This is a genomic window from Caballeronia arvi (assembly GCF_001544695.2).
Taxonomy (GTDB): domain Bacteria; phylum Pseudomonadota; class Gammaproteobacteria; order Burkholderiales; family Burkholderiaceae; genus Caballeronia; species Caballeronia arvi.
Genome location: NZ_FCOM02000003.1, coordinates 288,027 through 304,305, shown reverse-complemented (window position 1 = coordinate 304,305; position 16,279 = coordinate 288,027). Strand labels below are relative to the sequence as shown.

Annotated in this window: 16 protein-coding genes; 6 read left to right on the top strand and 10 right to left on the bottom strand. The window is 61.9% G+C overall.

All coding sequences use genetic code 11. The features are described 5' to 3' along the window. Positions 1-7: 7 nt before the first annotated feature. The 3 genes from AWB74_RS06100 to AWB74_RS06090 form a co-directional block, all read right to left on the bottom strand. Positions 8-1,012, bottom strand: a complete 1,005-nt coding sequence (locus tag AWB74_RS06100) for an FAD binding domain-containing protein (RefSeq protein WP_061145859.1) — start codon at positions 1,010-1,012, stop codon at positions 8-10. A gap of 11 nt (positions 1,013-1,023) precedes the next feature. Then, entirely contained in the window at positions 1,024-1,587 is a 564-nt protein-coding gene (locus AWB74_RS06095; RefSeq protein WP_061145858.1) for a (2Fe-2S)-binding protein, read from the bottom strand. A 528-nt stretch (positions 1,588-2,115) separates the two neighbouring features. Then, complete coding sequence (locus tag AWB74_RS06090; RefSeq protein WP_061145857.1) at positions 2,116-3,432, bottom strand: MFS transporter; 1,317 nt, start codon at positions 3,430-3,432, stop codon at positions 2,116-2,118. Positions 3,433-3,613: 181 nt separating this feature from the next. Between AWB74_RS06090 and AWB74_RS06085 the strand changes: the two genes are divergently transcribed. After that, a complete protein-coding gene (locus AWB74_RS06085; RefSeq protein WP_061145856.1) occupies positions 3,614-4,510 on the top strand; it encodes a LysR substrate-binding domain-containing protein in 897 nt (298 codons plus the stop codon). A 56-nt stretch (positions 4,511-4,566) separates the two neighbouring features. Here AWB74_RS06085 and AWB74_RS45535 read toward each other — a convergent pair whose 3' ends face one another. Next, a complete protein-coding gene (locus AWB74_RS45535; protein ID WP_143749147.1) occupies positions 4,567-5,169 on the bottom strand; it encodes a hypothetical protein in 603 nt (200 codons plus the stop codon). A 2-nt stretch (positions 5,170-5,171) separates the two neighbouring features. Next, positions 5,172-6,182: a DUF2515 family protein gene (locus AWB74_RS06080; protein ID WP_235024494.1), complete on the bottom strand. Its 1,011-nt coding sequence runs from the start codon at positions 6,180-6,182 to the stop codon at positions 5,172-5,174. Positions 6,183-6,482: 300 nt separating this feature from the next. On the opposite strand from AWB74_RS06080, the gene AWB74_RS06075 reads away from it, so the two are divergent. Together AWB74_RS06075 and AWB74_RS06070 are read left to right on the top strand one after the other, a co-directional pair. Further along, positions 6,483-7,676 (top strand): M20 aminoacylase family protein, encoded by a 1,194-nt coding sequence (locus AWB74_RS06075; protein ID WP_061145855.1) that lies wholly within the window; start codon positions 6,483-6,485, stop codon positions 7,674-7,676. Between the two features lie 9 nt (positions 7,677-7,685). Continuing rightward, the gene (locus AWB74_RS06070; RefSeq protein WP_061145854.1) at positions 7,686-8,750 is read left to right on the top strand and encodes a M14 family metallopeptidase; all 1,065 of its coding nucleotides are present in this window, start codon (positions 7,686-7,688) and stop codon (positions 8,748-8,750) included. Here the strand turns inward: AWB74_RS06070 and AWB74_RS06065 are convergent. Next, positions 8,747-9,619, bottom strand: coding sequence for an endonuclease/exonuclease/phosphatase family protein (locus tag AWB74_RS06065; RefSeq protein ID WP_061145853.1), 873 nt, complete (start codon positions 9,617-9,619; stop codon positions 8,747-8,749). The genes AWB74_RS06070 and AWB74_RS06065 overlap by 4 nt on opposite strands. 428 nt (positions 9,620-10,047) lie before the next feature. Between AWB74_RS06065 and AWB74_RS06060 the strand changes: the two genes are divergently transcribed. Continuing rightward, complete coding sequence (locus AWB74_RS06060) at positions 10,048-10,554, top strand: DUF4019 domain-containing protein (RefSeq protein ID WP_061145852.1); 507 nt, start codon at positions 10,048-10,050, stop codon at positions 10,552-10,554. An 18-nt stretch (positions 10,555-10,572) separates the two neighbouring features. On the opposite strand, the gene AWB74_RS06055 is transcribed toward AWB74_RS06060, so the two are convergent. From AWB74_RS06055 to AWB74_RS06045, 3 genes are all read right to left on the bottom strand, one after another. Then, positions 10,573-10,878, bottom strand: coding sequence for a high-potential iron-sulfur protein (locus AWB74_RS06055; protein WP_061145851.1), 306 nt, complete (start codon positions 10,876-10,878; stop codon positions 10,573-10,575). A gap of 534 nt (positions 10,879-11,412) precedes the next feature. Further along, positions 11,413-11,541 (bottom strand): MFS transporter small subunit, encoded by a 129-nt coding sequence (locus tag AWB74_RS06050; RefSeq protein WP_061145850.1) that lies wholly within the window; start codon positions 11,539-11,541, stop codon positions 11,413-11,415. A gap of 16 nt (positions 11,542-11,557) precedes the next feature. Further along, positions 11,558-12,955, bottom strand: a complete 1,398-nt coding sequence (locus AWB74_RS06045; RefSeq protein ID WP_061145849.1) for an L-lactate MFS transporter — start codon at positions 12,953-12,955, stop codon at positions 11,558-11,560. A gap of 538 nt (positions 12,956-13,493) precedes the next feature. Between AWB74_RS06045 and adh the strand changes: the two genes are divergently transcribed. Together adh and AWB74_RS06035 are read left to right on the top strand one after the other, a co-directional pair. After that, positions 13,494-15,014, top strand: coding sequence for an aldehyde dehydrogenase (adh, locus tag AWB74_RS06040; protein WP_061145848.1), 1,521 nt, complete (start codon positions 13,494-13,496; stop codon positions 15,012-15,014). A 59-nt stretch (positions 15,015-15,073) separates the two neighbouring features. After that, positions 15,074-15,466, top strand: coding sequence for a DUF779 domain-containing protein (locus AWB74_RS06035; protein WP_061145847.1), 393 nt, complete (start codon positions 15,074-15,076; stop codon positions 15,464-15,466). 19 nt (positions 15,467-15,485) lie between these two features. Here AWB74_RS06035 and AWB74_RS06030 read toward each other — a convergent pair whose 3' ends face one another. Then, entirely contained in the window at positions 15,486-16,262 is a 777-nt protein-coding gene (locus AWB74_RS06030) for an NAD(P)H-dependent oxidoreductase (protein ID WP_061145846.1), read from the bottom strand. Between the last annotated feature and the right edge of the window lie 17 nt (positions 16,263-16,279).

Below are 16,279 nucleotides of genomic sequence, written 5' to 3'. Positions count from 1 at the left end.
TCGAAAGTCAGGACGTTTGCGTGGCCATCTTCAGCGCATGCACGATGCAGCGCGTCGATAGCTCGACCTTGAAGCCGTTCTCGCTTTGCGGCTTCGCATCGGCGAGGGCGGCATCGGCGGCGCGTCTGAACGTGGCCTCGTCGGGCGCCGCGTCCTGTAGCTCCTTTTCCGCTTCGCGCGATCGCCACGGCTTCGTGCCGACGCCGCCGAGCGCCACGCGCGCATGTGCGATGCGTCCATCCTTCACGCCGATCACCACGCCCGCCGACGCCAGCGCGAACTCATACGACGCGCGATCGCGCAGCTTCAGATAGAACGAGCGCGCGCCTTCGACCGGAGGCGGCAACGTGACGTGCGTGACGAGATCGCCGGCATCGAGCACGTTTTCGCGATCGGGCGTCGTGCCTGGCAGCAGGAAGAATTCGTCGATCGGAATCGCGCGCTTGCCGCCCGTGCCTTCGACATGAACCGTCGCTTCGAGCGCCTGTAACGCGACGCACATATCCGACGGATTGCTCGCGATGCACGATTCGCTCGTGCCGAGAATCGCCATCATGCGATTGACGCCCTGAATCGCCGAGCAGCCGCTGCCTGGCTCGCGCTTGTTGCACGGCGAGGTCGTATCACGGAAATACACGCATCGCGTGCGCTGCAGGATATTGCCGCCGGTCGTCGCCATATTGCGCAACTGCACGGACGCGCCGGCGAGCACCGCTTGCGACAGCACCGCATACCGCTCGCGGATCAGCGGATGATGCGCGACGTCCGAGTTGCGCGAGGTCGCGCCGATGCGCAACCCGCCGTCCGGCGTCGCCTCGATCTTGTCGAGCGGCAGACGGCTGATATCTACTACGCGCATCGGCCGTTCGACGTTGAGCTTCATCAGGTCGAGCAGCGTCGTGCCGCCCGCGAGAAAGCGCACTTCCGCGCCTTGCTGCGCGGTATGCGCGAGCGCGCCGGCGTTGATCGCGTCGCGCATGTCGCGCGCGCGGGAGAGCTGAAACATGTCCATGTCGCTCTCCTTTATTTGGCCGACGGCTTGCTGCCGCGCACCGACTGAATCGCTTCGACGATGTTCTGATACGCGCCGCAGCGGCACAGGTTGCCGCTCATCGCTTCGCGCACGTCTTCATCGCTCGGGCCGATGGGCTCGTCGAGCAGCGCCACCGCCGACATCAACTGGCCGGCCGTGCAGTAGCCGCACTGATAGCCGTCGCATTCGACGAACGCGGCCTGCAGCGGATGCAGCGCTTCGACTTCGCCGATGCCTTCGATCGTTGTGATGGTGTCGCCATCGCATGCGGCGGCGAAGCACAGGCACGAGTTCACGCGGCGGCCGTTCACATGAACGGTGCATGCGCCGCATTGGCCATGATCGCAGCCTTTTTTCGTGCCGGTCAGATGAAGATGCTCGCGCAATGCATCTAAAAGCGTCGTGCGCGGATCGAGCGAGAGCTTATGGCTCTCGCCGTTGACGGTCATCGTGAAGGCGATATTCGCGCCGTCGATCTTGGCCGGCGGGGGCGCGAGCTTGTTCGGTGTATCGGTGTGCGTTGTTTTGGCTTGGGGGACGGGACGTTGTGGCATCGAGCAATCTCCTGGAATTGCGCAGCAATCTGCTGCACAGGTGCGGCAAAGGCGGCAGGACGTGAGAGAGGCGAAGATGCGGTGGCGTGTCGGCGCCGAAAAGCGCGGGGGAAGAGCGGCGAAAAAGAGTCTGCGTGCAGGCGCAGGACCTTCACGAGCCGACGACGCGGCAAAAGACGACACTCAGCCAGTATAGGCAGGAAAGCTCACGCGGGCCATGAGGCACCGCGTTCGCATGAAGCATGCCCGCGCCGGGCGAGAAGCGTCAGTGCGTGAGCACGGCGCGCGCGAGCAGCGACAGGAGAAACACACCGACTGTCGTGAACAGGACGAGCACCACGAGGATCAGGATCAGACGAAGGCTCAGTTGCATCGCGTCGGTCCAAAAAAAATGGCCGCTTGCGCGGCCGGAAGGAGGGTGGGTCGGTCAGACTTCAGGTTAAGCGCGCTTTCTTAAATCAGACTTAAGCGCGCCGTTCTTCCGTGCGGGCCGGCTCATTGTCCTTCCTTTGCGGACACCATGCAGCATCAGCGCAAAGCTTCGCTGTAACGGTCGCGCAGCGGGAAGATCGTCAGGAGCGCGACCGCGCTGCCGAAGATCACGTAGTAGCAGATCGAAAGCGGATCGCCGGTGGTCATCGTGAGCCATGACACGATGGCGGGCGCGAAGCCGCCGAAGATCATCACCGCGACGTTGTAGCTCACGGAAATGCCCGTCGAGCGCACGCTCGAAGGCAGCAGCTCCGAGATGAACGCGGGATAGCAGCCCTGAAAGATGCCGAGGTAGGTCATCAGTAGCGCCTGGCAGACGATCAGCATCGGCAGACTGGGATGCGCCGTGAGCACCGCGAAGATCGGATATGCGGTGACGAGCGAAAGTGCGAGCGCGGTGGCCATCAGCTTTTTGCGGCCGATGCGATCGGACAGGCGGCCGAAGAACGGGCAGCAGACGAGATAGATGAGCGCGCCGATCGTCGAGCTGATGAGACCGTCGGTGAGCGCCATGTGCAGCACGCGCGTCGCGTGCGTCGGCAGATACAGCAGGAAGATGTACGTGCCGATGGTGCCGAACACCGTGAGGCCGAAGCCCGCGAGAACGGACGTCCAGTGCTTCGTGGCGGTATCGCGGATCGGGCGCGCGCTCAGTTCGTTTTTCTGGGCCTTCTCGACGAACACGGGCGATTCATCGAGCTTCGAGCGCAGATACAAACCCACCGGCACGATCAGCAAACCGACCACGAACGGAATGCGCCAGCCCCAGCTATTGAGATGCTCGGGGCTGAGCGTGCGCGTGAGCACCGCGCCGAAGAACGAGCCCGCGAGGCTCGCGGCGGCCTGCGCGACCATCTGGAAGCTGCCGAAATAGCCGCGCTTGTCGGCAGGCGCGTATTCGACGAGAAACGCCGTCGCGCAGCCGACTTCACCGCCCGCGGAGAAGCCCTGGATCAGCCGGCCGAGCAGCATCAGCAAGGGCGCGGCGATGCCGATTGCGGCGTACGTCGGCGCGAACGCGATGATCGCGATGCCCACGGCCATCAGCGAAATCGTGAGCGTGAGCGCCGATTTGCGTCCGACGCGATCCGCGACCGCACCCAGCACGATGCCGCCGAGCGGCCGCGTGAGAAAGCCGACGCCGAACGTCGCCCAGGTCGCGAGCAATGAAATCGTGGGGCTGGTGGCGGGAAAGTAGAGCTTCGAGATGATGACGGCGAAGAAGCCATAGACCATGAAGTCGAACCATTCGAGCGCGTTGCCGATGGTCGATACCACGATGGCTCGTCGGCCGGACAGGTTCGATGCGGCGGTTTCTTCGGCCGCGTGGGCTGCAGGTAGTACGGTGCTCATCGAATGCACTCCGTGAGGTTTTCTCGTTGACGACATCCGCTTTTTTCAAGGCTCGTGCGGGGTAGGCGCGAAGCCGCTGCAACACACAAACACTACGCCGAAGTGAAATAAGAAAATATAGAATTTCTGAACTGACACTCAAGGAAACCTGATCGAACGATTCGGGTTGACCCTAAGCCCCATGAGCAACATTCGCTTTTTGCGCACCTTTATCGCGGTTGCGCGCTACGGTTCCTTTGCCGCCGCCGCCGAGAAAGTCGCGCTCACGCAAGCCGCCGTGAGCATGCAGATGCAATCGCTCGAAGACGATCTGAAGCGCCCGCTCTTCGATCGCGTTGGCCGCACCAACCGCTTGACGAGCATCGGCAAACAGGTGTTGCCGCAGGCGGAGCGCATCGTCGCGCTGTACGACAGCATGCGTCTCACCGGTCTCGATGACGAGATCGCCGGTTCAGTCTCCATCGGCGCCGTGGATTCGGCGATGGGCGCGCTCGCGTCCGTGGTCACTGAATTGAAAGGCCAGTATCCGCGACTCGATGTGCGGCTCTTCACGGGTAAGGCGCTCGCGCTCGCGCCGCAAGTGGAAGCGCGAGAAATCGATGCGGCGGTGATCGTCGAAATGGCGGGCAAGACGCCGGCGAGCCTCAACTGGACGCCGCTGTATTCGGAGCCGCTCGTCGTGATCGGCTCGCCGCGAAGCGGATCGTCGAGCGCTGCCGAGATGCTCGCGAGCCGCCCGTTTCTGCGCTTCGATCGGGCGCAGAGAACCGGCGCATTGATCGAGCGCGCGTTGAAACATAACCGGCTTGCCGTGAACGAGTTTCTCGAACTGAACTCGCTCGAAGTGATCGTCGAACTCGTGCGGCAGGATGCGGGCGTGTCCGTCGTGCCGCTGCTCGAATACGGCTCGTGGGCGAGCGATCCTGCATTGCGCGTGATACCGCTTGCGAAGAACACGCCGCGTCGAGTTGTCGGGATGCTGGAGCGCAAGATCCACGATCGGCATGCGGTGATGAGCGTCGTGCAGGAGCGCATACGCATGCGCTCGGGTGGCGTTGCATCGGCGAGTGAAGGCTGACAGCACCCGGCATCGTCTACTGCGCGGTCGCGCACTCGCTGAACCAGAGGTTTATTTCAATCGACGTCCTTCCAGAATGGTCGTCCGAGTTCGAGTGTCACGGCATAACGCTGCTCACCCGATTGTTGAGGAATCGAACGACAGCCAACGTCAATCGTTACCTGAAACTCGTTTGCTGCATTCCAGACAGACATCGGATAGTGGCATTCGTGCAACAACCGCCGAAGCTCGGACGTATCTTCAATAGGACGCCAATCTTTATATTTAAACGGTCTCCAGCCTTGATGTCGCAACTGATCCTGCATCCGCGTCACAACCGCTATCGCGTCATCTATTGGCAGTGGGTTCACTAGTAGCGAAAGCTGCACAGAATCAAATCCACCTGTCTCATTAGTGCCCATCTGAAGAAACACGGCCCGAGGCGTTGTGAAGCCATACACAGGATCGTCAAAGCGAAATCTCGCAATCACCGTTGGAGAGGGGAGCAGACTCGGTTCTAGCGAAGGCAGAATCGAGTCATAACGCTTACGTATTTGCTCATAAGGTTCACCCCACTTCACCGCTATTTCATCGGGCCGGTCAAGCGATGTCCAGACAGCCCAGATCACAGCAGCCAGTAGCACAGCACCCGCCAAAATCCTGATGGTTGGTGGTCGCATGATTACCTCGGATGAGCGAGCAGATAGAGAGAGTTCTCCACGTCATACTTCTGCAATGGGTGACGAAGCAACTCGTCGAACCGATCAGCGGCGCGTCTCACGAAATCCATGCGCTGTCCCGGATCAGCGAGATTCGCACGCGGGTCTTTACTAAAAGACACGCTCTTTCCCGTCACCGTGCATTCGTTAGACAGCGTGAGCTGAACCTCACGAGCCGCGCCCGTCGGAATGTTCAGCGCCCAGGCGAAATGATTCGCCCGCATCAGCGTGACGAACATCGGATCGCCATAAATGGCTGTCTGCAAAATATTGATCTGCTCGTGATACGCCATCAACCGGACACCTTCGCTGATATTGCCGCTATCGATGGCGGAGAACGCAGCCTTCACTTCGGGCCACTCGCGCCCGAACTCTATCTTGCCTCTGAGCGGCCAGTTCACCTCGCCCGCGATTGTCTTGCGAAGCGGATAGCACTTCTTGAACCGTTCCAGCCCGAATGCCTCATAGAACTTATGCAGCGACCAGATTTCGAGAAACAGCGCCGTGTTGCCCGTCGCCAGCATCTGATACACCTTGGTGGCGCCTTCGCCCATGCCCTGATCCTGCATCGGCATACGAGGGCTGCCATAGGGTGACATGTGCTCCAGCGCCGAAGCGCTCCGGTCCCAGCGCTGGTACGCGTCACGCTGACGGTTCGATTTCTGAATCAGTTCGGCAGAGTTCAACAGTCCACAACCGACCTGTTTCGGCGCAAAGGCCGCAAGGCCCGCCCACTGGAAGCGCCGGTCATCCCACCATAGTTGCGCATAGGCAGCATTGATGGCCCTGTTGCGTGCGACCGGGTCACTGGCAGACGCGATCTTTTCGGCCTGCTTCTGCAAGTTGCGCCAGCATCGAATGCAGTCCTCCTTGTCCTCTTCAGCCTTGCGCCTCGCGGCTTCTTCGTATTCTTTCCAGGTGGGATAGCATACGGGGCAGCGCTTGTTGTCGCACTTGGGATACACACTCGACACGATCAATCACTCAATTACGGTTGTTATTGATTTGTTATCCTGATGGATAAGCATGCAACATACCGTGCGGACAATCGTGAAGTGTGAAATTCTATCGTGCCAGAGTCCGCTCAAGCCCGTCGATCAGCATTTCACGCGCGGGGTCGATTACCGCGCCTGCGCGACGGTTGAGCGCCAGCCCCCGGAGAATCAAGACACGCGCTAAAGCTTTGCTTAAGTCACAGACAAGAAATATTCGCTTTCGCTGTTATTTGCGGCCACCGACAATGCTTCGTTCAAACGTTCATCGAAGAGGACAGCATGTCGATCATTCCCGAGATCGCCGAATCGCGCGACGAGATTCAGGCCATTCGCCGCGATATCCACGCGCATCCCGAGCTCTGCTATGAAGAAGCGCGCACCGCCGAGCTGGTCGCGCAAAAGCTGGAGAGCTGGGACATCGAAGTGACGCGCGGGCTCGGCAAGACGGGCGTCGTCGGCGTGTTGAGGAAAGGCGCGGGCACGCGCGCGATCGGCCTGCGCGCCGACATGGATGCGCTGCCGATTCCCGAGCTGAACGCCTTCGCGCATGCGTCGCGTCATGAGAACAAGATGCATGCGTGCGGCCACGACGGTCACACCGCGATGCTGCTGGGCGCCGCGCAATATCTCGCGAAGCATCGCAATTTCGATGGCACTGTCGTCTTCATCTTCCAGCCCGCCGAAGAAGGCGGCGGCGGCGCGAAGGCGATGATCGACGATGGCCTTTTTCAGCGCTTTCCCGTCGATGCCGTGTTCGCACTGCACAACTGGCCGGGCATGGCGGCGGGTGAGTTCGGCGCGCGCGTCGGTTCGACGCAGGCGTCGAGCAACGAGTTCGAGATCCGCATCGAAGGCGTGGGCGCGCATGCGGCGATTCCGCACGATGGCGTCGATCCCGTGTTCACCGCGCTGCAGATCGGCACGGGACTGCAGAGCATCGTGACGCGCAACAAGCGGCCCATCGACGCCGCTGTGCTTTCGATCACGCGCATGCAGGCGGGCCACGCGGTCAACGCCATTCCGACGACCGCGACGCTTGCCGGCACCGTGCGCACGTTTTCCGTCGATGTGCTCGATCTGATCGAGACGCGCATGAAGGAGATCGTCGCGGCGACGGCGGCGGCGTATCGATGCAAGGCCGAAGTCAGTTTCGTGCGCAACTATCCGCCGACCGTGAACACCGAAGCAGAGACGCAGTTCACGCTGGGCGTGATGCAGGATATCGTCGGCGCGCAGCGTGTGAACACGAACGTCGATCCGACGATGGGCGCGGAGGACTTCTCGTTCATGCTGCTAGAGCGCCCAGGATGCTATGCGTACATCGGCAATGGACGCGGTGAACATCGCGATCACGGACACGGCATCGGGCCGTGCATGCTGCACAACAGCAGCTACGATTTCAACGATGACGTGCTCACGCTCGGCTCGACGTATTGGGTGCGGCTCGTCGAGAAGTTTCTTGCGCGCGCCTGAGGAGGGGACATGTTTTCATCGACCTATAAGGAAGCGCGTCGGCGATTTCTCGATACGGCCGCGCAGCACAAGCTCGCCGTCGATACGCGCGTGCTCGAAGGCGTCGCCGGTCTGCAAGGCGAGACGCTCGCGACGGATGTCGTGCGCATCGGTCCCGCCGATGCGAAGCGCCTGCTCGTGCTCACGTCCGCGACGCATGGCGTCGAAGGCTTTTGCGGTTCGGGCGCGCAGATCGCGTTGATGCGTGATGAAGCATTGCCCGCATTGATCGAGAAGCTCGGCGTCGCGATGCTGCTCGTTCATGCGATCAATCCGTATGGCTTTTCGTATCTCAGCCGCACGACCGAAGGTAACGTCGATCTGAATCGAAACAGCGTGGACTTTAGCCAGCCTTTGCCGCAGAACGCGGGCTATGCGGAGCTGCACGACTTGCTGATTCCCGCGCACTGGCCGCCCGATGATGCGAACGTCGCGGCGATTCGCGGTTATATCGAAACACGCGGCCAATGGGCGTATCAGCAAGCGGTGACGACGGGACAGTACACGCATCCGCAAGGGATGTTCTATGGCGGTGAAGCGCCTGCATGGAGCACGCGCACGATGCGTGCACTGCTCGCCGAATATGGCGAGACGTGCGGCGCAATCGCATGGATCGATTTTCATACGGGCCTGGGGCCGAGCGGCTTCGGCGCGAAGATCTGCGTCGGCGATGTGACGCGCGCGCGGCGCTGGTGGGGCGCGGACGTGACGAGCCCGGCGGATGGCACGTCGATCGCGGCGGACGTCGCCGGGCCCTTGCTCGATACCTTGCGGCAGACGTGTCCGCATGCGTCGATCGCGTCGATTGCGATCGAGTACGGCACCGTGCCGCTCACCGACATGCTCGACATGCTGCGCGCGGATGTCTGGGTGCGCCATCATCCGGACGCGCCCGAAGCGTTGAAGGCCGACATTCGGCGGCAGATTCGCGCGGCGTTTTATATCGACGACGATATCTGGCGCGGCATGATCGTAGGCCAGGCGCGAGCGGCCGTGTTGCAGGCGTTATACGGCCTGTCGCGCGAGGACGTTTAGCGCAGTTCGAGCCACATCGGCTGATGATCCGATGACTGGCTCGACTGATCCGCTTCGCACCCAACAATGCGCGGCTGCAGATCTTCCGTCACGAAGATGAAGTCGCAGGCGAACGGTCCATCGGGCCATTGATCGTGATCGTAGAGACCGACCGTCGCCGCCCTCGGATCGTTCGAATGCGCGCAGGTCCATGCATCGACGAAGGCGGGCGCATCGGCGATGGGGTCGAGCATCGCGCGATACGCCGATCCTTCGAACGCGCTGTTGAAGTCACCGCAGACGATCGCGGAATGCGGACGCGCGGTGTCGGCGAACGGGCTCGCCTGACTTTCGGCCTTCGCGGGCTGGCGTTCATGCGCGCAGGCTTCGGCGTGCAGTTCGCGCAGCCGCGCGACTTGCGCGAGACGCTGCTTCTCTGAATAAAACTCCAGATGCGTGCTGACGACGCGCATCGGGCCGACGTCGGTATCGATGACGGCTTCGAGCGCGACGCGCATCATCGACGGCTTCGCGGGATCGGCGGGCCACGGGAGCGAATGGCGCAACACCTGACGCACCGGCAGGAGGCTGACGATCGCGTTGCCGAACTGACGGCGTGCAAGCCCTGCGCCCACGGGCGGCAGATCGGAGCCGATTCCGTCTATGACAGTTGCGCCCGGTATCAGCGCTTCGAGTTCGGCGAACTGATCGGCGCCCGGACGGCCCGCGAGTCCGCCCGCGTGTTCGCTTTCGTGGAAGCCGCGCGTGACTTCCTGGAGACAGAGAATGTCGAAGTCGTGCAGCGCTTTCGCTTCGGCGACGATGCGCGCGAGATCGACGCGGTTGTCTACGCCGCGTCCCCATTGGATGTTCCAGTCGACGAGTTTCATTTTCACCTCGGCGATAGCGCTAAAGGTTGACCTTCCGTCAAGGGCCGCAAGGAATGTGCGCGGTCGGCGCAACCTCCTTAATTTAGAGATAAAAGGGCCGCGTATGCAGCACAGGTCATTAGAATCCCGCGAATTAAAGAAGCGTGCAAACCATGTCCGGCTGTGCGAGGAACAGATGGCGAAAGCAGAAGCAACCGTCGAAGAACTCGTATCGATGATCGAACGCGGCGAATTGCGTCTTCCTGAGATGCAGATGCCGAAGCGGCACGCGTGACCGAGGTAGGCTGAATGAGTCCACGGACCGCAGGCTGAAACGAAGGCCTGAACTACGCCCCCTCCATTCACTTTTCCGAAACTAAGTATTTCTTACAGTCCCACCCGCGGACAGCGCTACAATCTGGGCCTAATAAACCACCGCAGTCCGTCACATGAAAGCTCGCATCACTCTCTCGCTCGGTGCACTATTGCTGCTATGGAGCAGCATCGCGTGCCAGGCGCAGCAAGCCCAGCCCGCCCCGCAGCCGCCTCAAGCCGCCGCGGCTCGCCCCCTCACGAAGGAACAGCAGGCCGCCCTCGACAAGCAAGACCAGGACATCGCGCAGGTCGCGTCGGCCATCGTCAGGCTGATCGACCAGAACAAGTCGGCCGAAGTGTGGGATCAGGGCTCGCCCATCGCGAAACAGATCATTTCACGCGATGACTTCGTCAAGAAGGTCACGCGCGACCGTTCGCCGCTCGGCTCACCGGGCATCCGCATGCCGATGGGCGTCAAGCATTATCGCTATGACGGCACCGGCAACATGCCCGCAGGCGCGTATATCAACGTGCTCTTCGATACCCAGTTCAGCCAGGCCCCTCAGTCATCGCGCGAGATGGTGACGTTCATCCTCGACTCGGACAATATCTGGCGTTTCGTCGGCTACACGGTGCGTTGAGTCGACGTCGAACCGGCATCACATGTTCGTGTATGACGCGCACCATCCCTTGCCGGCGACGAGCTTGTCGTTGAAGAGGGTGCAGCCGCCCCAGGCATCCGTCGATTTGCCCTGATACAACGAGCAGTTCGCACACGTCTGGTCGGCGGCATAGTTCGCGTATTTCGCCTTGTCCACCTTCGCGGCGTCTTCCTTGTATCCGACCGCGACGGCCGCCGGATCGGATTCGCTCAGGTGCGGCGCATCGGCGCGGGCTCGCGTGAGCCACAGCGCCGAGCCCATGCCGATACTGAAAATCATGAAGCTGCGGCGGGTCGGATTCATTGTGATGGACCGTTTTTGTCGTCTGCGGGGAATGTTTTCGTGCGCTCTCGGGCGCTAGTCGAACGATACGCCGACGCGCCGCGCCATGCCCAAAATTCGGCCTCGTCGCCTACGTTTGCGAATCGAACGGGCGGTCGTTTTTTCGCTGACCAGCCGCTTTAGCTTTCTCCTTCAACGTACGGGCAACGTCGTTCATTCCGCGCCGCTAAACCTTTGCGCAAACGTGCCGTAAATCAGGCCAGAACGCAATTGCAATCGCGTGAACCACCCCCGCGGCACCCGGTCGCGGCTCAATTCGAAGGAGAACACCGTGAGTGAAATGGAATGGATGATGGCTGGCGTGTATCTCGCAGCATCCGTATGCGGCACGCTTTTGATGAGCGCCCTCGCGCGCCGCAGCTTGAACCGGGTGGAGGATCGGGGCCACTGAACCTGCACGCGGCTTGCGAGCCACGCGACAAGCCGCAAACAAAACGCGCGCCGTGAACCGATCGACGAATCGGCCCTCCGGCGCGCGTGGCACTTCCTGACGAATCAGTGGAACAGCTTGATCGCCTGCGTGAGCGTGTTCGTGACGCCCCATGCGAGCGGAATCAGCACATACGCCCAGAACAGCAGCAGCAACCCCTTGTTCGACGACTTGCCTTCGTACTGAGTATTCATCGCGGTCTCCTTTCTCTCAGCTCGCGGCCTGCGCCGACAGGTTCATGTGATGCTTCTCATGCACTCGCGTGATGAGCAGATTGCAGAGGAAGCCGACGACGAGCAGCGCCGCCATGATGTGCAGCGTCATCGTGTACGCATCCGCGCCCGCGACGCCGTGTGCCACCTGATACGCGCGGACGTAGTTGACGAGCACCGGTCCCGCGACGCCCGCAGCCGCCCACGCGGTCAAAAGCCGTCCGTGAATGCCGCCGACGAACGCCGTGCCGAACATGTCCGCGAGATACGCGGGGACGGTCGAGAAGCCGCCGCCGTACATCGACAGAATCACGCCGTACGCCAGCACGAAGAGCGCGATGTTGCCGGCGCTCGCGAATTGCGGCACGAGGAAATACAGCACCGCGCCGAGCATGAAGAACACGAAGTAGGTGTTTTTACGGCCGATCCAGTCCGAGGCCGACGCCCACACGAAGCGTCCGCCCATGTTGAAAAGCGACAGCAGCCCGACGAAGCCCGCCGCCGCGCCCGCCGTGATCGACGTCTTGAAGCTTTCCTGAATCATCACCGATGCCTGGCCCAGCACGCCGATGCCCGCCGTCACGTTCAGGAACAGCACGAGCCACAGCAGATAGAACTGCGGCGTCTTCAACGCCTGATCGATATGCACGTGGTTCTTCGTGATCATCTTGTTCGCCGTCGCGGGCGGCGTCCAGCCGGCCGGCTTCCACTCCGCCGGGGGAATGCGGATCGCGAGCGCGCCGATCGTCATCGAGATGAAGTAGAGCACGCCGAGCACGAGGAACGTTTCGGCCACGCCGGCGCTCGTCGCGCTCTTGAAGTGGTTCATCAGCGCGACGGAGCCGGGCGCCGCGATCATCGCGCCGCCGCCAAAGCCCATGATCGCCATGCCGGTCGCCATGCCGCGGCGGTCCGGGAACCAGCGGATCAGCGTCGATACCGGCGACACATAGCCGAGCCCGAGGCCGATGCCGCCGATCACGCCATAGCCGAGATACAGCAGCCAGATCTGATGCAGATAGACGCCGAGCGAGGAAACGAGAAAGCCGCCGCCGAAGCAGCATGCCGCGGTGAACATCGTGCGGCGCGGGCCGACCTTCTCCAGCCATTTGCCGGCGAATGCCGCCGAGAGGCCGAGAAACACGATGGCGAGCGAGAAGATCCAGCCGAGCGTGGTCAGCGACCAGTCATCCGGCGCGGACTTCGTGATGCCGATGACTTTCGTCAGCGGCGCATTGAACACCGAGAACGCATACGCCTGCCCGATGCACAGGTGAACAGCCAGCGCGGCAGGCGGCACCATCCAGCGCGAGAAGCCGGGCCGGGCGATGGTCGCTTCCTTGGAGAAAAAGCTTGTCGGGCCGTGCGCGGCCCCTTGATTGAGTGTGCTGTTCATTGTGGTCTCCGTGGCGCGTCATGTCTCTCACGTGCGCGCGCATCGTTACTTGAGGTGCCGACCGGGGTCGCCGGAAAGCAGCCCGCCGTGGTTCATGCGCCCGGCGACGATGTCCGCGTCGCGTGCGCAAGGCCATTTCGCGCCGCTCAAACATGCGATGGAACGACATATGAGTGCGACGCTTTGCCACGGCTGGCATGACCATAGACAAGTGTGAAAGGCTTTGCAATATGAACAGTCGTGCCATAAGCGTTTGCCCGCAGCGTTGCCGTAATCCGCGCAGCAATCCGCATGCATCGCGGACGCAGACGCTGGCTGTATCGCATCGCTACAGGGCGGGGCAGGTGTCCTGATTCTGAACAGGGCGCATCGGCCCGTATAAACCCTGACGATGCCCCGCGCAACCGCATGCCGATGCGGCTCTCGCCCGACTCGTATGCTCGCGCGCTCGATGGCACGGAACTCGCAAACAACAGCGACCGGCGCCGGACATCGGCAGTGCCGGCCCGTTCACGTCGACATGCGAGGAGCACACACAATGAATCACGCAGAGATGCAGTTCCTGAGCACGGAATATCCCTACAAAAAGCAGTACGGCAACTTCATCGGCGGCAAGTGGGTGCCGCCCGCGGGCGGTGAGTATTTCGACAACATTTCGCCGATCACCGGCGAGCCTTTCACGTCGATTCCGCGCTCGCGCGAAGCTGATATCGAAGCCGCGCTCGACGCCGCGCACGCAGCGAAGGCGTCGTGGGGCCGGACGTCCGTCACCGATCGCGCGAACCTGCTGCTGAAGCTCGCCGATCGCATGGAAGCGAATCTGCAGCGTCTCGCGGTGGCCGAGTCCATCGACAACGGCAAGCCGCTGCGCGAGACGATGGCTGCGGATATTCCGCTCGCCATCGACCACTTCCGTTATTTCGCAAGCGCGGCGCGTTCGCAGGAAGGCGGCATCTCGGAGATCGATCACGATACGGTCGCGTATCACTTCCACGAGCCGCTCGGCGTCGTCGGGCAGATCATTCCGTGGAATTTCCCGATTCTGATGGCCGTATGGAAGCTCGCGCCCGCGCTCGCGGCGGGCAACTGCGTCGTGTTGAAGCCGGCGGAGCAGACGCCCGCATCGATTCTCGTACTGCTTGAAGTGATCGACGGCATTCTGCCGCCGGGCGTCCTCAATGTCGTGAACGGCTTCGGTCTGGAAGCGGGCAAGCCGCTCGCGTCGAACAAGCGCATCGCGAAGATCGCGTTCACAGGCGAGACCACGACGGGCCGTCTCATCATGCAGTACGCGAGCCAGAATCTGATTCCGGTCACGCTGGAGCTGGGCGGCAAGAGCCCGAACATCTTCTTCGAGGACGTGCTGAACGCCGACGACAGTTTCTTCGACAAAGCGCTCGAAGGCTTCACGATGTTCGCGTTGAATCAGGGCGAAGTGTGCACCTGCCCGTCGCGCGCACTGGTGCAGGAATCGATCTATGAGCGCTTCATGGAACGCGCGCTGAAGCGCGTCGCGGCCATCGCGCAGGGCCATCCGCTCGATACGAAGACGATGATCGGCGCACAGGCTTCGCGGGAGCAACTGGAGAAGATCCTGTCGTATATCGATCTCGGCAAGCAGGAAGGCGCGGAATGTTTGAGCGGCGGCGAGCGTGCCGCGTTCGACGGCGAGCTGGCGAACGGCTATTACATCAAGCCGACCGTGTTCAAAGGCCACAACAAGATGCGCATCTTCCAGGAGGAAATCTTCGGGCCCGTGCTGTCGGTGACGACCTTCAAGACCGAAGAAGAAGCGCTCGAAATCGCGAACGATACGCTCTACGGTCTCGGCGCGGGCGTGTGGACGCGCGACGGCACGCGCGCCTATCGATTCGGACGTGCGATTCAGGCGGGCCGCGTGTGGACCAACTGCTATCACGCGTATCCGGCGCACGCGGCGTTCGGCGGCTACAAGCAGTCGGGCATCGGACGCGAGAATCACAAGATGATGCTCGATCACTATCAGCAGACGAAGAACATGCTCGTAAGCTACAGCGACAAGCCGCTCGGCTTCTTCTAAAGCGTAGTGGGCCGCCGCTGTTCCATGCAGCGGCGGCCATTCAGAACAACGAGAACATCATGAGCGAACAGGAAGAAGTGCTGCGCGTGACCGCGACGCCCGCTGCGATCGATCTCATCGACAAAATCAAGGCCGAGCATGGCGACGTGCTGTTCCATCAATCGGGCGGATGCTGCGACGGCAGCGCGCCGATGTGCTTTCCGGCGAAGGAATTCATGGTCGGCGGTTCCGACGTGAAGCTCGGCGCGATCGGCGGCGTGCCGTTCTACATGACCGAATCGCAATACGAGTACTGGCAGCACACGCAGCTCATCATCGATGCGGTGCCGGGCAACGGCGGCATGTTCTCGCTGGAGCGCCCGACGGGCCTGCGCTTTCTCACCCGCTCGCGGCTTTATAGCGACGAAGAGAACGCATGGCTCGAACGACATCCGGTCGAGCACGTGAGTTGAGCTTCGCTTAGCCGGCGCTTTACCCGATGTGCGCGCCGAAACCGGTCCGGCCCGCCGCGAGTTCATCGCGCAACGTGAGTCGGGGAATCTCGTAGTCGCCGTGATTCTGCTTACGGAACGCGATCGGCGTATCGTCCCAAAGGCGGTCGAGCCGCGTGCCGAGCGCATCGCGAGTCGCCTGCATGCGCGCGTCGTCCATGTGGCTCGTCTGATAGACGACGAAAGGCGGCAGTACGTCGAAGCCAGGATAAAAGAGCACGCCATGCTGGATCGGGAAGAGCACGTCGTCGATCGGGCCGTTGATGCCGCGCGAACCATAGTGCGATTCCCAGCCGCCAGTCGTGACGACGATCATCGCGCGCTTGCCCGACATGACGCCTTCGCCATAGCGGTCGCCCCAATGTTTGTCCGAGTGCTCGCCCACGCCGTAGCCGAAGCCGTACGCATACACGCGCTCGACCCAGCCCTTCATGATCGCGGGCATCGAGAACCACCACATCGGGAATTGAAGGATCAGCGCGTCGGCCCAGCGCAGCTTGTCCTGCTCGATTTCGATGTCACGGCTTTGCAGGCCGTTCTCGAATGCGTGCTTCGAGTCGAGCGCCGCGTGAAAGGGCGCATCGGTGCTGCGCTCGCGGACATCGGTCGCGTCGAGCGGCGCTTTCCAGTTCATCGCATAGAGGTCGGAAACCTGCACGTCATGGCCGTTCGCGCGCAGGCGTTCGACGGTGAAATCATTGAGCGCGCCATTGAGCGAGCGGCGCTCCGGATGGGCATAGACGATCAGTACGTTCATGAGGATTCTCCACTGCG

What these genes read in the sequence shown, in the direction of transcription:
- AWB74_RS06035 (WP_061145847.1), top strand. Translation starts at nt 15,074, where the DNA reads ATGAGCGAACAGGAAGAAGTGCTGCGCGTGACCGCGACGCCCGCTGCG.
- AWB74_RS06100 (WP_061145859.1), bottom strand. Translation starts at nt 1,012, where the DNA reads ATGGACATGTTTCAGCTCTCCCGCGCGCGCGACATGCGCGACGCGATC.
- AWB74_RS45535 (WP_143749147.1), bottom strand. Translation starts at nt 5,169, where the DNA reads ATGCGACCACCAACCATCAGGATTTTGGCGGGTGCTGTGCTACTGGCT.
- AWB74_RS06095 (WP_061145858.1), bottom strand. Translation starts at nt 1,587, where the DNA reads ATGCCACAACGTCCCGTCCCCCAAGCCAAAACAACGCACACCGATACA.
- AWB74_RS06055 (WP_061145851.1), bottom strand. Translation starts at nt 10,878, where the DNA reads ATGAATCCGACCCGCCGCAGCTTCATGATTTTCAGTATCGGCATGGGC.
- AWB74_RS06060 (WP_061145852.1), top strand. Translation starts at nt 10,048, where the DNA reads ATGAAAGCTCGCATCACTCTCTCGCTCGGTGCACTATTGCTGCTATGG.
- AWB74_RS06050 (WP_061145850.1), bottom strand. Translation starts at nt 11,541, where the DNA reads ATGAATACTCAGTACGAAGGCAAGTCGTCGAACAAGGGGTTGCTGCTG.
- AWB74_RS06075 (WP_061145855.1), top strand. Translation starts at nt 6,483, where the DNA reads ATGTCGATCATTCCCGAGATCGCCGAATCGCGCGACGAGATTCAGGCC.
- AWB74_RS06030 (WP_061145846.1), bottom strand. Translation starts at nt 16,262, where the DNA reads ATGAACGTACTGATCGTCTATGCCCATCCGGAGCGCCGCTCGCTCAAT.
- AWB74_RS06090 (WP_061145857.1), bottom strand. Translation starts at nt 3,432, where the DNA reads ATGAGCACCGTACTACCTGCAGCCCACGCGGCCGAAGAAACCGCCGCA.
- AWB74_RS06085 (WP_061145856.1), top strand. Translation starts at nt 3,614, where the DNA reads ATGAGCAACATTCGCTTTTTGCGCACCTTTATCGCGGTTGCGCGCTAC.
- AWB74_RS06065 (WP_061145853.1), bottom strand. Translation starts at nt 9,619, where the DNA reads ATGAAACTCGTCGACTGGAACATCCAATGGGGACGCGGCGTAGACAAC.
- AWB74_RS06045 (WP_061145849.1), bottom strand. Translation starts at nt 12,955, where the DNA reads ATGAACAGCACACTCAATCAAGGGGCCGCGCACGGCCCGACAAGCTTT.
- adh (WP_061145848.1), top strand. Translation starts at nt 13,494, where the DNA reads ATGAATCACGCAGAGATGCAGTTCCTGAGCACGGAATATCCCTACAAA.
- AWB74_RS06070 (WP_061145854.1), top strand. Translation starts at nt 7,686, where the DNA reads ATGTTTTCATCGACCTATAAGGAAGCGCGTCGGCGATTTCTCGATACG.